This is a genomic window from Rhodomicrobium sp., from assembly GCF_047605405.1.
Lineage (GTDB): Bacteria > Pseudomonadota > Alphaproteobacteria > Rhizobiales > Rhodomicrobiaceae > Rhodomicrobium > Rhodomicrobium lacus.
This window is the reverse complement of the sequence record NZ_JASGFR010000002.1, coordinates 51,738-65,180: the sequence shown is the minus strand read 5'-3', so window position 1 is coordinate 65,180 and position 13,443 is coordinate 51,738. Positions and strand designations below refer to the sequence as shown.

Annotated in this window: 16 protein-coding genes; 11 read left to right on the top strand and 5 right to left on the bottom strand. The window is 62.7% G+C overall.

Annotation, left to right across the window (positions count from 1 at the left end):
• Positions 1-14 precede the first annotated feature (14 nt).
• Entirely contained in the window at positions 15-1,130 is a 1,116-nt protein-coding gene (locus QM659_RS01230) for a glycosyltransferase family 2 protein (protein WP_415187075.1), read from the top strand.
• Positions 1,131-1,209: 79 nt separating this feature from the next.
• On the opposite strand, the gene QM659_RS01225 is transcribed toward QM659_RS01230, so the two are convergent.
• Positions 1,210-2,001: a hypothetical protein gene (locus tag QM659_RS01225; protein WP_415187074.1), complete on the bottom strand. Its 792-nt coding sequence runs from the start codon at positions 1,999-2,001 to the stop codon at positions 1,210-1,212.
• A gap of 60 nt (positions 2,002-2,061) precedes the next feature.
• Positions 2,062-2,484, bottom strand: coding sequence for a dihydroneopterin aldolase (locus QM659_RS01220; protein WP_415187073.1), 423 nt, complete (start codon positions 2,482-2,484; stop codon positions 2,062-2,064).
• Between the two features lie 324 nt (positions 2,485-2,808).
• Here QM659_RS01220 and QM659_RS01215 point away from each other — a divergent pair, with 324 nt between their 5' ends.
• Entirely contained in the window at positions 2,809-3,594 is a 786-nt protein-coding gene (locus QM659_RS01215; protein WP_415187072.1) for a hypothetical protein, read from the top strand.
• A 101-nt stretch (positions 3,595-3,695) separates the two neighbouring features.
• Entirely contained in the window at positions 3,696-4,610 is a 915-nt protein-coding gene (locus tag QM659_RS01210; RefSeq protein WP_415187071.1) for a PRC-barrel domain-containing protein, read from the top strand.
• Positions 4,611-4,682: 72 nt separating this feature from the next.
• Here the strand turns inward: QM659_RS01210 and QM659_RS01205 are convergent, their stop codons facing one another.
• Entirely contained in the window at positions 4,683-6,092 is a 1,410-nt protein-coding gene (locus QM659_RS01205; RefSeq protein ID WP_415187070.1) for a sensor histidine kinase, read from the bottom strand.
• A 289-nt stretch (positions 6,093-6,381) separates the two neighbouring features.
• Between QM659_RS01205 and QM659_RS01200 the strand changes: the two genes are divergently transcribed.
• The 7 genes from QM659_RS01200 (at position 6,382) to QM659_RS01170 (ending at position 12,118) form a co-directional block, all read left to right on the top strand.
• Positions 6,382-6,993, top strand: a complete 612-nt coding sequence (locus QM659_RS01200) for a glutathione S-transferase (protein WP_415187069.1) — start codon at positions 6,382-6,384, stop codon at positions 6,991-6,993.
• A gap of 7 nt (positions 6,994-7,000) precedes the next feature.
• Positions 7,001-7,744, top strand: a complete 744-nt coding sequence (locus QM659_RS01195) for an MBL fold metallo-hydrolase (protein WP_415187068.1) — start codon at positions 7,001-7,003, stop codon at positions 7,742-7,744.
• Positions 7,745-7,854: 110 nt separating this feature from the next.
• On the top strand, positions 7,855-8,355 hold the full coding sequence (locus QM659_RS01190) for an Lrp/AsnC family transcriptional regulator (RefSeq protein ID WP_127077427.1): 501 nt from the start codon (positions 7,855-7,857) through the stop codon (positions 8,353-8,355).
• 33 nt (positions 8,356-8,388) lie between these two features.
• The gene (proB, locus tag QM659_RS01185; protein ID WP_415187067.1) at positions 8,389-9,558 is read left to right on the top strand and encodes a glutamate 5-kinase; all 1,170 of its coding nucleotides are present in this window, start codon (positions 8,389-8,391) and stop codon (positions 9,556-9,558) included.
• A gap of 92 nt (positions 9,559-9,650) precedes the next feature.
• Positions 9,651-10,172 carry a YcxB family protein gene (locus tag QM659_RS01180; RefSeq protein WP_415187066.1) on the top strand — a complete coding sequence of 174 codons (522 nt, stop codon included), beginning with the start codon at positions 9,651-9,653 and terminating at the stop codon, positions 10,170-10,172.
• Positions 10,173-10,193: 21 nt separating this feature from the next.
• Positions 10,194-11,492: a glutamate-5-semialdehyde dehydrogenase gene (locus QM659_RS01175; protein WP_415187065.1), complete on the top strand. Its 1,299-nt coding sequence runs from the start codon at positions 10,194-10,196 to the stop codon at positions 11,490-11,492.
• The gene (locus QM659_RS01170; RefSeq protein ID WP_415187064.1) at positions 11,489-12,118 is read left to right on the top strand and encodes a nicotinate-nucleotide adenylyltransferase; all 630 of its coding nucleotides are present in this window, start codon (positions 11,489-11,491) and stop codon (positions 12,116-12,118) included. Before QM659_RS01175 ends, QM659_RS01170 begins: the two co-directional genes overlap by 4 nt.
• A 243-nt stretch (positions 12,119-12,361) precedes the next feature.
• Here the strand turns inward: QM659_RS01170 and QM659_RS01165 are convergent, their stop codons facing one another.
• The gene (locus QM659_RS01165; protein WP_415187063.1) at positions 12,362-12,583 is read right to left on the bottom strand and encodes a hypothetical protein; all 222 of its coding nucleotides are present in this window, start codon (positions 12,581-12,583) and stop codon (positions 12,362-12,364) included.
• On the opposite strand from QM659_RS01165, the gene QM659_RS01160 reads away from it, so the two are divergent.
• The gene (locus tag QM659_RS01160; RefSeq protein WP_037232354.1) at positions 12,582-12,806 is read left to right on the top strand and encodes a hypothetical protein; all 225 of its coding nucleotides are present in this window, start codon (positions 12,582-12,584) and stop codon (positions 12,804-12,806) included. The two genes, QM659_RS01165 and QM659_RS01160, sit on opposite strands and share 2 nt — an antisense overlap.
• Before the next feature lie 166 nt (positions 12,807-12,972).
• Here the strand turns inward: QM659_RS01160 and QM659_RS01155 are convergent, their stop codons facing one another.
• Positions 12,973-13,440 (bottom strand): acyl-CoA thioesterase, encoded by a 468-nt coding sequence (locus tag QM659_RS01155; RefSeq protein ID WP_415187062.1) that lies wholly within the window; start codon positions 13,438-13,440, stop codon positions 12,973-12,975.
• Positions 13,441-13,443: the final 3 nt, after the last annotated feature.

Genomic DNA, 13,443 nt, shown 5'->3' with positions numbered 1-13,443 from the left:
TTCCCTCGGTCGTTATGTCGCCGCGTTCGCCGGGCAAGCCTCGCGCAGGCAGCGCCCGTTATGCAACCCCCATGGGATCAACACCTGTCATCGACATTGCGGAAGCGCCCCGCTCCTCCGCACTTTCGCCAGGCGCGCACATCCGACAAGACGCGCCGCCTTCGCCCGCCACGATTTGCATCGGCATCTGCACGGTCAGGCGGCCCCGAATGCTGGAGCGCTGTATCCGCTCGGTTGCCGCCCAGACAGGCGTCGACAGTCATGACGTGCGCATCGTTGTCGTGGAAAACGACACCGCGCCCGCATGCAAGGCTATTGTCGAGGCCTGCGCCGCCGCGTCCCATTTTCCCGTCCGATATATTCACGAGCCAAGGCGCGGCATCCCAATGGCTCGCAACCGGGTACTCGACGCGGCGCTGGCGATGAATGCAGATCACGTCGTGTTTCTCGATGACGATCAGGTTGCACACCCGACATTTCTCGCGAAACATCTCGATGCGGCGAGGCGCGACGGCGCGGACGTAGTGCAGCCGCACATCGTGCCGATCTTTCCGGACCCGCCGCCGTTCTGGGCGACCGGCGACACGGGGGTGGTGGAGCTGGTGGAGACAGATACGCCCCTCTCCGAACGACTCCGGGGCTCCGCCGGGACATGCGGCGTGATGTTCTCAGCGCGCCTGATCCGCCCCGAAGGCATGGCGCTGCGTTTCGACGAGCGCCTCGCGCTGGCGGGCGGCGAAGATACAGACTTTTTCGCCCGTGCGCGCTCGAAGGGCGCCGTTGTCGCCTGGTCGCGCCTGCCGGTGGTGATGGACGAGGTGCACCGCTCGCGCCTGACCTACAGGCGGTATGTTGCGCGGGGCCTTGCGCATGGTGGCCGGAAGTTTGCCCATTACCGCGAGACGAAAGGGTTCGGTGCCGCGCTGCGCAAGCATGGGCCGGAGGTCGCGTCCCGGTTCGTGCGCGGTGTCCTCCAGCTGATCGTTGCGCCGCTGTTCGCACCGTTCGATATGCGCAGGTTCAAGTTCAGCGCTCTCGAAGGGGGGCGCAACATCGCCATCGCGGCGGGCGTGCTCGGTGCGATCTTCTCGCTTCAATACGAGTACTACCGGCAGATCGATGGTTATTGACCGCTGAAGGGGGCGACCATGGCCGCCCGCAAGCGGGCTGAAGAGCGCTTGAAAGCGTCCAAATCCACCGGGGAGCGCTTCAGGCGTGCCCGAGGCGGCGCTTCAGGAAATCCTCGACCGTAAAGGCCGCCTCCATGGCGCCGCTGCGGATCAGGAAATTGAAGGTCGGCTTTCCAAGCCGCTTGCCGAGCTTGCGAAGGCGCCTGCGTCCATCGTTGTGCTCGATCGTGGCGGGATGGTTCAGCGGTCCGTAGATCGCGGAGTTCGGAACGCGCCAGAGATTTTCCTCGACGCCTCGCGACTTGCCACGCGCCGGGTCGATCAGGTGCAGCCATTTCTCGCGATAGGTGGGGATGTGGATCAGATGCGGGTTGTTGGATCGCATCGGCGTGCGCAGCATCGGCACGGACGCAAAATTCGCCTCTTCCAGTTCGACATCGTACCGGTCGACGGCGTTCGCACGCAGGTTGAAACGGAGGTGATCGATCCCGCCCGTTCGCATGGCTGCAAGCAGATCTTCGATCGAATGCTGAATCAGCGGCGCGTTGAAACGCCAGTCATGTTCGAGCTGGAAGGCGTAATCCGTCTCGCTCAGCACGATGCTTTTGCGATAACCGAAGGCGAGGCCATATGTGTAATGAATCTCGAAGGGGCCGAGCGGCTTGTGAAACTCCGAGATCCGCCGGCAAAGCGCATCGTAGCTCCGCTTGAAGGGAAAGGGGTCGACGAAATAGCGCGTCCGCGCGACTGCGTCGCTGCCGAAGCAGGCAACGAAGCTTTCCACCGTCTCCTGCAACGGGATTTTTCGGACATCCACTTCCGAGCAATTCGAAAACACGTTCAGCGTGATCTGCGCGCCAGCGTTCGTCATGGGCAATCCTCCGCACCGGAACGCTCTATCATGGGTGGCGGTTGATATCCACGGCGCACGTCAAGGTTGATGTGGACGAAAGCGGATAATCTCGCAGCCGAGCGAGGCGCCGGGGACGCGGTCCAGCTTCTCCACGACGACGCGCACTTCCATCGCGCGCCGGTGCGAGAGGCAATGCTCGGCCACGCGCTCGGCCAGCGTCTCGGTCAGAAGGACGTGCCCCGCGGCCACCGCGTCCCGAATTCCGTCGATGATGAAATCGTATGACACGACGCTCGACAGATCGCCCGGCCGATGCGCGCCCGGGAGCACGGAAAGCTCGACCGTGAAGCGCACGCGTTGCTCGATGCCTTTTTCCTCGTTCCAGATACCGATACGGGCAGGCAAAACGAGGTCGCGCACGAGAACCCGGTCGTAAGGGCGCTGGCGCGCGTCGCCGGTGTCGGGCGCGAGGATATTTTGCAGGGAATATGTCGTTGCCATTGGAACTTCCTGAATCCACCCTTCCCGAGGCCGAGGGAATTGAACGAGCGCCCTACACAGGTCGCTCCGGACGTCGCGCCACATCAAAGCGTTTCACAACGCTTGGGCAGGTCGTCTTGTGCCGGGCCGTTTGAAGAAGCCCTTTGCGCCCGCGCTCGATCGCGACGGCGCTGGTACTCCGATTGCAGCCATCGCCCTTTTCACCCGGGTCATCGCATATCCACGCCCGAGGCAAATGTCGAGGTTTTCCGCGCGGTCATTGCGCCTTCGTCATGAAGGCGCCTGGCTCGGCTGCGGTTCCGCCGCACCGCGAAGAGGTCTTGGATGAAACACACCAATTTTCCAAAAATGGAGACTAAAGGAAATACTCTATTATACAATACTTCACTAATCGTCGCCTGTTCCGCGATATTCCTCCAAGTATCGTGGACTTCCACGGCACTTTTTGCCCTAAATCGCATCAACGCAGTTTGGGAGCAGAGGAAATCAGCCATGAGACGACAATCGATGCTATCGGGGGCGGCTTTTCTAGTTGCCGCTTGCGCACTTTGTCTACCGCTTGTATCTGCGTCCGCCGGCGGTTGGGACGCCTCGGACTATTCGGGCGCGCGCGCCGACATGAGTGAACGCGCCGGCGAATGGAGCGAACGCCTCAGGGATCGCATGCGCGACGATTATGAAAGGCGTGAGCGGCGCGCCGCTCTCCGCGAAATGCTGGCCGACCCCGAGGCCCGCGCGGAATTGCGCGCGATGCTGGTCGAGGCCATGCGTGAACGCAGCATGCAGGGCGGTATGTACGATCGATGGGGCGCTCCGCGCAGCGACATGATGGATCGCATGCGCGATCGGGCCGGGATGATGGGACGCGGCGATTGCCCGGGCCGGAGCGTCATGCGTGACGAGATGCGCGGTGAAATGCAGGGAGGCATCAAAGAGCGCCTTCAGTCCGGTGCCAATCGCATGGCTGACCGGAGCGACGATATCCGCGAACTCATTCTTGAAAGGCTGCGGAAAAACGGAGAGGTCAGGCTTCTGATTGCGCGGATTCAGGATCGGGTCGCGCCAGACTCCGATGAAGGCGACGATGACGACGACGACGGAAAACTCTGAACGGCGATTTTTCTGAAAATCGGACGAGCCGCGACGCAGTCGTGAGCTTCGAGCCGGGTCGGGGCGGGGAGGACCGACAGCAAACAATACGGAGAACGACCATGTACAAAGCAGTGCTTCTTGTGGCGGCGCTCGCGCTGACGCCGCTTTCCGCGATGGGTCAGGAGCCGCAGCAGCAGCGCGGCCAGAGCGGCGGCGGCCAGCAGATGGATATGGGGGGAGGCCCGACGGGTGGGGCCATGCAGCGGCGCGAAGGATCGAGCGGCGGCATGGATGAAGGCTCCCGCACCAGCCGCCGCGACGACATCCTCGACCGCCTGTCCCGCTCCGAGCTTCGCGACCGCGTTGCGATGGCCATGGGCCGCATCGAGGACGCGTGCGGCGACGACATCGACCGTTTCTGCGGAGAAGTGACGCCCGGGCGCGGGCGCATCGCCTCTTGCATGGAAGCCTACTCGGACCAGTTGAGCCGCCGTTGCCGCTTCACGCTGCGGCGCGTGTCCCGATCCATGCAGACCGCCGTCCGCGACGTCGCCGATTCCTGCCGCGCCGCGATCCGCACGCAATGCGGTGACGCGGAAAACCGTGATGCCTGCATGGGGCAGAAGGTTTCGTCGCTTCCGCCTTCGTGTCAGATGATCGTCGCCGCCGCGAAGCAGTATCCCGGCATGATGGCGTCGGCGCAAGGCGGCCGCATGGACGCATCGGGTAACGCACCGGCGGATAACGGCAAGGGCCAACAGCAAGCGCAATCCGGCAAGTCGGACATGCGCAACATGCCTGTGTTCAGCGCCGACGGTGTCAATCTCGGCAAGGTCGTGCAGGTCGACCGCGCGTCCGACGGGAGCATCAAGTCGGTCAAGATCGAGATCGGCCGCTTGCTCGGTCTCGGCGAGCGGGTGGTGAACATCACCTCCGACGAGCTTCAGCAGATGGCGGACCGCATCAAGCTAAGGTTGAACAGCGATCAGGTGCGCAATCTTCCCGATACTAGAAGCGGCCAGCAGACGCGATAAGCGCCAGGGCCAGAACGAAAATGGCCGGTAACCCCGGCCATTTTCACGCGATCCTGGCGGAATGCTAAGGTGTCAGGCGGCGCCGCGTATCAGATACGGAACCGCATCGGCGGTCGGGGCCGGTTGCGGAGCCGGCGCGGGCTTTCGCGGCTGGGGCACGGCTGGCAGGACGCGGGCCTTCGGCAGAATGAGCGAAGCTTCGGTGCCAACGCCGAGCTTGCTGCGAAGCTCGAACCGTCCGCCGTGAAGCTCGGCCAGGCCGCTGACAATGGGAAGTCCGAGGCCCGTTCCGCTTTCGCCGGTCCTGAGCGCGAGAGATCCCTGCCCGAAAGCACGCAACACCTGCGAGATTTCCTCTTCCGGAATGCCGGGGCCGTTATCGCGCACGGAAAGCACAGCCTCGCCGCTCGGCAGGATACCCGCCCGAACCGCGATCAGGCCGCTTTCGGGCGTAAATTTGATCGCGTTGGAAAGGAGGTTCAGGCAGATCTGACGGACCGCGCGCTCGTCGGCCATGATTCGCGGCATGTCGGGCCGGAAGTCGGTCACGACACGCAGGTTCTTCGCGTGCGCATCGATGCGCAACAGCCGCAGGCTTTCGAGCGCTGTCGCGGCGACGTCGATCGGCTTTTCGGTCAGCTCGTATCGGCCGGCCTCGATGCGCGACAGGTCGAGGATCTCATTGATGAGCTTCAGAAGGTGGCTGCCGGACTCGTGGATGTCGGCGGCGTAGGAGCGATAGTTCTCGTTGTCGATCGGGCCCAGAACTTCATCCTTGATCATTTCGGAGAAGCCCATGATCGCGTTGAGGGGCGTGCGAAGCTCGTGGCTCATGTTGGCGAGAAACTTCGACTTGGCCACGTTAGCCGCTTCCGCCCTTACGCGAGCCTCGTCGGAGGCGGCTTTCGCCTTCTCCAGTTCATCGATGAGCCTGTCCTTCTCCGCGCGGTAATCGAGCATCGAAAGCGCGGTCCGCTGGAGGTTCTTCACGAGGAAGACGAAGTAGAAGTGGATGCCGACCGCAACGACCGCGAGGGCCCAGTAAAAGGGCTCGCCCGTCATCAGGAAGCGCAAAACGAGCGCGCCCGTTACCGGCGCCGTCCCGGCATGCAGGATCTGCATCACGGAGGCGGCGAACATCATCCTGATCGCGGTAACGACGGTCAGCGCCGCAAACAGGAAGAAGAAAGCTGCCTGGGATTGCACCACGAAAGGGGTGAAAGCCACGGCCGCCCAGCAGACGCCGTAAAGGAATTCAGCAGCCGCAAGGTTGCGCCGCCATTGCACGAGATCGACTGTCTCGCGTGGCTGGCGCTTGAAGCGCCGACAGAGGGCGAGAAGTATGCCCTCGGAAATGAAGATGGTCGCAAGCCAAAGGAGAAGCTGACGCGGCTCCGCCGCCCAGTTCAGCATGGTGGCGGCGACGAAAATGGCGAGAATGGGAACGGTCAACGCAGCAACGGTTTCGTTGCGTACGAACATGATCAACAGGTCGTAGGCGAAATCGTGCTTGACCGCAGGGGGTTCACTCTGTTGCGGAACAACGTTGCTCGTATTTTGCTTGAATCGACGCCATCTCAAGGAACGAGCGGTACTCATCAACCCATCATCCACTTTTCTGGAGGGAGTTCTGCGCTCTGCTGCCCAAGGCACGCGCCGTTCCTGAAGGATCGCGCCAAAGTGCTAATATTGCGTTGATATTTGTTTATCCGCTTGAAAGGTCGTTTTTGTTCCGCGACACTTGAGACTTTCGCGGAGCCTGGTTAAAAAAATGAAGATCCTCGACGAGAAGCGTGCACCAAATCCCCGCCGTGTCCGTGTGTTTCTGGCTGAAAAAGCCATCGCGGTTCCTTACCAGGACGTCGACATCATGACCGGCGCTCACAAGTCGGAGGCGTTCGGCCGGGTTAATCCGGTGCAGCGCGTTCCTGTTCTTGTTCTGGACGACGGAACGGCAATTTGTGAATCGATGGCCATCTGCCGTTACTTCGAGGCGCTGCAACCCGAACCGTCGCTTTTGGGGCAGACCCCGCTCGAAATCGGCACCATCGAAATGTGGAATCGCATTGCGGAGATAAATTTCCTTTTTCCGGTCATGCATTATTTCCGGCATACCCACCCGGCGATGGCGAGCCTGGAGGTTCCGCAGGTCGCCCCTTGGGCCGAGGCCAACAAGCCGCGCGTTTCCGACATCATTCGCACCCTCGATCGCAGGCTGTCCGAAACGCCGTACCTCGCGGGGGAGCGTTTTTCCGTCGCCGACATTACAGCCATGGTCGCGACGGATTTCATGAAGCCCGCCCGGCTTGCCGTGCCCGAAGGTGTGCCGCATTTCGCCCGGTGGTATGCCGATGTTTCCGCCCGTCCTTCATCCAAAGCATGAGGCTCGTATGGATCTGACAGTCATTGGCTGTGGCGACGCTTTCGCCTCCGGCGGCCGGTTCAACAGCTGCTATCTTCTCGATACTTCACACGGCCGCCTCATGATCGACTGCGGGGCGACTTCGCCGCACGCGTTGAAAAAGGCCGGCATCCGCGCCGCCGATGTCGACGCGATCCTGATCTCGCACTGTCACGGCGATCATTTCGGCGGCCTGCCGTCCCTCATTCTCGAACGCATGTTCATCGACCGGTCGGACAAGCCGATGGAAATCCTCGGCCCCCCCGGCATCGAAAATCGATTCGGGAACCTGATGGAATGCGTCTACCCAGGCATTCTAGGCGGGAAGAAGGGGTTCGAGATTCTCTTTCGCGACCTTAATCCGGGTTTCGCCGTCGAATGGCGCGGCCTTCTGATAGAGGCGTTCGAGGTAGACCATTTTTCCGGTTCGCCCTCGCTCGCCTTGTCGGTCAGCGACGGCGACAAGCAATTCAGCTTTTCCGGGGATAGCGGGTTTTGCGGCGGCGTGATCGCGGCAGGTCGCGGCGCGGATCTGTATCTCGTCGAATGTTCGACGTACAGCACGAGGGTCGACATGCATCTCGACTATCTGAGGTTGGCGGCGAAATTTCCGTCCATTGGCGCAAAGCGTTATCTCCTGACCCATATGAGTGACGAAATGCTCGCGGCGCTGGGTCACATCGATACGCGCGTTTGCATGGTGGCCGATGACGGCCTGAAGGTGACTATTTAACGCAGGGGACGTTGGGAAAAAATATTCTAGTCAAGGCCGTCGATCAATTGTAGTGTGGGCACTGATTGCGCAGACAGGCGCATTGCAGAAAGAATTTACTGGATTTGCCCATGCTCGACCTGATGGACATCAAAATTCTCACCATTTTGCAGGAAGACAGCACGCTTCCTGTCGCGGAAATCGGCAAGAAGGTCGGTCTGTCGACGACGCCGTGCTGGCGGCGTATCCAGAAGCTCGAACAGGACGGCGTAATCCAGCGCCGCGTCGCGCTTCTCGATCCGAAGAGCGTCAGCGCGGGCGTCACCGTTTTCGTCGCCATTACGACGAATCAGCACAATGCCGTCTGGCTGGAACGGTTTCAGAAAGTGGTGGCAAGCTTCCCCGAGATCGTCGAGGCGTACCGGATGAGCGGCGCCGTGGATTATCAGCTTCGCGTGGTCGTGCCCGACATCGCGAGCTATGATCGCTTCTACAAGGCGTTCATCTCGCAGATCGACTTGACAGACGTCAGTTCCAGCTTTGCGATGGAGCAGATCAAGTTCACGACCGCGCTGCCGCTGTCCTTCGCAGCCGCCGCCGCGTCCAAACGGCCTCAAACGCAACCGGCTTGACGGGCGGCGCAATTCGGCGTTTTTCAGGCCATCATGACGCTCTCCGAGACACATGCCGCGCGCGCTGCAATCGACACGCGGCCCGAATGGCAAAACGCACGCCGCATCGCGGTCAAGATCGGTTCGGCGTTGCTGACCGACCGTGAAACGGGCACGCTGAAAAAGGCGTGGCTTGAAGCCATCGGCGACGACGTGGCGGAGCTGAAGGCGCAAGGGCGCGAAGTCATTCTCGTGTCGTCGGGCGCCATCGCGCTCGGGCGCCGCGCGTTGGGGCTCGCTCCCGGCGCGCTCAAGCTCGAAGAGGCGCAAGCCTCGGCGGCGGTCGGACAGGTGACGCTCGCGCACGCCTATCAGACGGTGTTTCGCGAGCGCGGCATCACCACGGCGCAGATCCTCGTGACGCCGGGCGATACCGAAGAGCGCCGCCGCTATCTCAACGCCCGCAGCACCATCGCGACGCTTCTGAAACTCGGCGCGGTTCCCGTGGTGAACGAGAACGATACGGTGGCCACCGCCGAAATCCGTTATGGCGACAATGACCGCCTCGCGGCGCGTGTCGCGACCATGATGACGGCGGACTGCCTCGTGCTTCTGTCGGACATCGACGGCCTCTATACCGCGCCGCCTGCAAAGAACCCCGACGCGAAGCACATCGGCGTGGTGACGCAGATCACGCCCGAAATCGAGGCCATGGCGGGCGACGCGGGCACGGAACTTTCACGCGGCGGCATGGTGACGAAAATCACCGCCGCGAAGCTTGCCGTCTCTGCGGGCACCCACATGGTGATCGCGAGCGGCAAAGGGCATCATCCGCTGCGCGCGTTGGCCAACGGCGCGCCCTGCACATGGTTTCTCGCTTCGGCGAACCCGGTCGCGGCTCGCAAACGCTGGATCGCGGGCACGCTTGAGCCGAAGGGGGTCGTGCTCATCGACGACGGCGCAGCTCGTGCGCTCCGCTCCGGCCGCAGCCTGTTGCCAGCGGGCGTAACCGGCGTAAGCGGCGCATTCGAGCGCGGCGAGGCGGTCATCGTCCGCGACGGGCACGGAGCGGAGATCGGACGCGGGCTCATCGCCTATAGCGCCGACGAGGCCGCGCGCATCGCCGGGCGCAATTCGCACGAGATCGAGGCGACGCTCGGTTACGAAGGCAGGGCCGCGCTGATCCATCGCGACGATCTGGCGCTGCTGCACGACCTCGATTAAGCATCGCCGGAAAGCGCTGCGCGGTTTTTCGGACGACGCGACGCAAGAGGCAGTGAGGGCGTCGACGCTCCAATCGATGCGGCGGGCAGGGGATGAAGGCGAGCTATATTTACGCACTCGGCGATTATCTCGACATCGCAAGAACGCTGCGGGGGCAAAGCTTCCTGACGCGGTTCGGCCTGCATCTGCTTGCGGCCACCGTGCTTTCCTCGGTGCTCATCATCGCGCTTCCTTTGACGGCTGTTCAAAACGGGTCGCTCTGGTTCGCGGTGGCGCTCGCGGGCGTTCTCGTTGCGGTGGAGGTTGTCGTTCGCGCCAACCTCATCGAGAAAGCGGCGTTTCGGAAAAGCGGCATGGCGCAGCAGCCGGTCGCGTTCGATCTTCGCCATGACGGCATTCAATGGGAGAAAAGCGGCGCGAGCGGTCTGATCGGTTGGGAACAGGTTTCCAACGCGGCGTTTCTGCCCGAGACGATTGTGGTCGTTTTCGGCGAGCGGCAGGGGATCGCGCTCCCCGCGCGAGGATTCGAGACACGGGCGGCGTTCGACGAAGCCCGCCTCTATTTGCGCAGCCGGTTGGCAGAACGCAGCGTTGCGCTTAATAAGGAGTCTTGAACTCCGACCCTTACGGAAGCCATGACGCTCGCCATCGCCGACACGAAACTCGACCAGCGCCTTTTGAAAACCGAACTTCTCGCGATCGGGCGGGACGCGCGAAAAGCGGCCCGCGCGCTGGCTCTCGCGCCAACGGAGCAGAAAAACGCGGGCCTTCTTGCGGCGGCGGCGGCTCTTCGCGCGCGCTGTGACGATATCCTCCAAGTCAACGCCGAAGACAAGGAGGCGGCCCGCGCTTCGGGTCGCCCGGAAAGTTTCATCGACCGCCTGACGCTGACGCCCGCCCGCGTCGAAGCCATGGCGAAGGGCCTCGAAGATATCGCGGCGCTCGCCGATCCTGTCGGCGAGACCATTACGGCATGGGAGCGGCCCAACGGCCTTCGCATCAGCCGCGTGCGTGTGCCGCTCGGCGTGATCGGCATGATCTACGAAAGCCGCCCGAACGTGACTGCGGATGCGGGCGCGCTCGCGCTGAAGGCTGGCAATGCCGTTATTCTGCGCGGCGGCTCGGAAACCATCGCATCCAACCGCGCGATCCATGCCTGCCTCGTTGAAGGCTTGCGCGCTGCCGGTCTTCCCGAAACGGCGATCCAGCTTATCGGCACCACCGACCGCGCGGCTGTCGGGCTTCTTCTTGAAGGGCTCGACGGCGCGGTGGATGTGATCGTGCCGCGTGGCGGCAGGAGCCTCGTCGAGCGCGTGCAGAAGGAAGCGCGCGTGCCGGTATTCGCGCATCTCGAAGGCATCTGCCACGTCTACGTCGACAAGGCCGCCGACCCGGAGAAGGCGCGTGCCATCGTGCTCAACGCCAAGCTGCGGCGGACGGGCGTCTGCGGCTCGGCGGAAACGCTGCTGGTGGACGAGGCGGCGGCGGATCGCCTGCTTGCGCCGCTCGTCGTTGCGCTTCTCGACGCGGGCTGTGAGGTGCGCGGCGACGCGGCTGTGCGCGCGGTCGATGCGCGCGTCGTTCCCGCCACGGATCAGGACTGGGCGACGGAATATCTCGACGCGATCATCTCCGCGAGGGTTGTGTCAGGCGTCGCGGGAGCCATCGCGCACATAGAGCGCTACGGCTCGCATCACACCGACAGCATCGTCACAGAGGACACAGCCACGGCCGAAACCTTCCTGCGCGAGGTGGACAGCGCCATCGTGCTGCACAATGCGTCGACACAGTTCGCCGATGGCGGCGAGTTCGGCATGGGCGCGGAAATCGGCATCGCGACGGGACGCTTCCACGCGCGCGGGCCGGTCGGCGTGGAACAACTGACCACCTTCAAATATGTGGTGCGCGGCGACGGGCAGACGCGCCCGGCATGACCCGCCCCGCCGGGATCAGCGATGCCGATCTGAGGCCGCCCCATGCTGCGCCGGGCATGCGCATCGGCCTTCTGGGCGGTTCGTTCAATCCGCCGCATGCCGCGCATCGGCTCATCAGCCTCAACGCCATGAAGCGGCTCGGCCTCGACCGCGTCTGGTGGATGGTGACGCCGGGAAACCCGCTGAAGGATCACAGCGAACTGGCGCCGCTCGCCGAGCGCATCGCGCGCGCTCGCGCCGTGTCGCGCCATCCGAAGATCGAGGTCACGGCCTTCGAGGCGGCCATCGGCACGGCCTACACGGCGGCGGCGCTGCGCCACCTCCGGCGCCGCATGCCGCGCGCTCGCTTCGTCTGGCTCATGGGCGCGGACAACCTCGCCGGTTTCCATCGCTGGAACGAGTGGGAAACAATCTTCGAGACGGTGCCGATCGCGGTGGAGGATCGCCCCCATTGGCGTCATCGCGCGCTTGCATCGCCCGCGGCGCATCGCTTCGCGTGCTCTCGGGTGCCTGAGAGTTGCGCAGCCGCGCTTCCGAACCTGAAGCCCCCGGCCTGGTCTTATCTGTCCGGTCCGCTATCGACGCTTTCTTCGACGGCTCTTCGTGAACAGCGGCGCGAGCGGTGAGGTGCTGGCAGCCGTGGAGATGCTGCGTGCGCCGACCGATGCGCTGAGCCTATTCTCTGCGGCATAGTGCGATCTAGAATAATTTTCGCTTTAGGTCTTTAATTGCACCGGTCTGCGAAAAAATATTGCTTTTTTGTCAGGTTTTTCCGCCTTTTCGCGGCTCCGTAAGGTTTGCGCTAGAATTGTTGCATATATAGTCGCGCTATCGGAAAAATTGTTGCTCCTTCCTGGCTCTACACCCTTTCACACGCGAATAAAATCTTTGATCCGGGCGAAGCACTGTGAGATGTTCTCGCCACATCGCATCGGGTCCGAAAGACAATGCAGAACAAAATCATGCATAAACACTCCCTCCGGCACTTCTCGGCCGTCACCGCGATGTGTTCCCGCGCGTAGCGCTCCAGCGTTTTCAAAGACCTCATTCAGCTTGAAACGCCGGTTTTCTCCGGCGAAGGGAACTTCCATGTCCGACGCATACGTCATCGAATTGCAAGGCAACGCCGTGGGTATCATCGTGCGTCAGAAGCACGAGCCGAATACCTTCCGGTTTCTGTCTGCGCTCCACGCCTTCAACGATCTCGAAGGCCGCGAATTCGCCAGCCCGTTCCACGCCGAAAAGGCCGCGCGCGAACTGTGGCGCCAGCGCCCCTACATCATTCCGATGAGGAAGGGCGAAAAGGCCGCCTGACTCCATTCGTAACGTCAAGTCCGCGAGAGTCGTCTTCCGGGGGGATCTGCGACGCTCACGGATGCCTTCTGGCAACCACGTTGCGGTTCGGCCGCCGCAGCGTGGTCTTGTTTTTCGGAAGGTTCTCCGGGGCGGCGGCTGGCCTGGTCCGGAAGGGGCCAACCCATCAGGTCTCCGATACCCGCAGCGGCATCAGCGCGGCTCTCAACCCATCAGGTAACGGCACGGGGCGGCGCGTCGCGCGATCCACATAGACGTGGATGAAGTGGCCTTCGGCACAGGCGATGTCTTCGTCTTCGCGGAACAGACCGATTTCATAACGCACCGACGAGGATCCGATGCGAGCCACGCGGATGCCCGCCGTCACCGCTTCCGGGAAGGTGATCGGCGCGCGATAACGGCATGACGTTTCGACCACGAGACCGATTACGGCGCTTTTCTCGATGTCGAGCGCGCCCGCCTCGATCAGATAGCGGTTCACGGCGGTGTCGAAATAGGAATAATACGTCACGTTGTTGACGTGGCCATAAACGTCGTTATCCATCCAGCGTGTCTGGATAGGCGCATGATGAGGATAGTCGGCACGGATGGCCGTGTCTTTTCTGGTCGTGTCGCTCACGAAATCCCTCCGCATCCG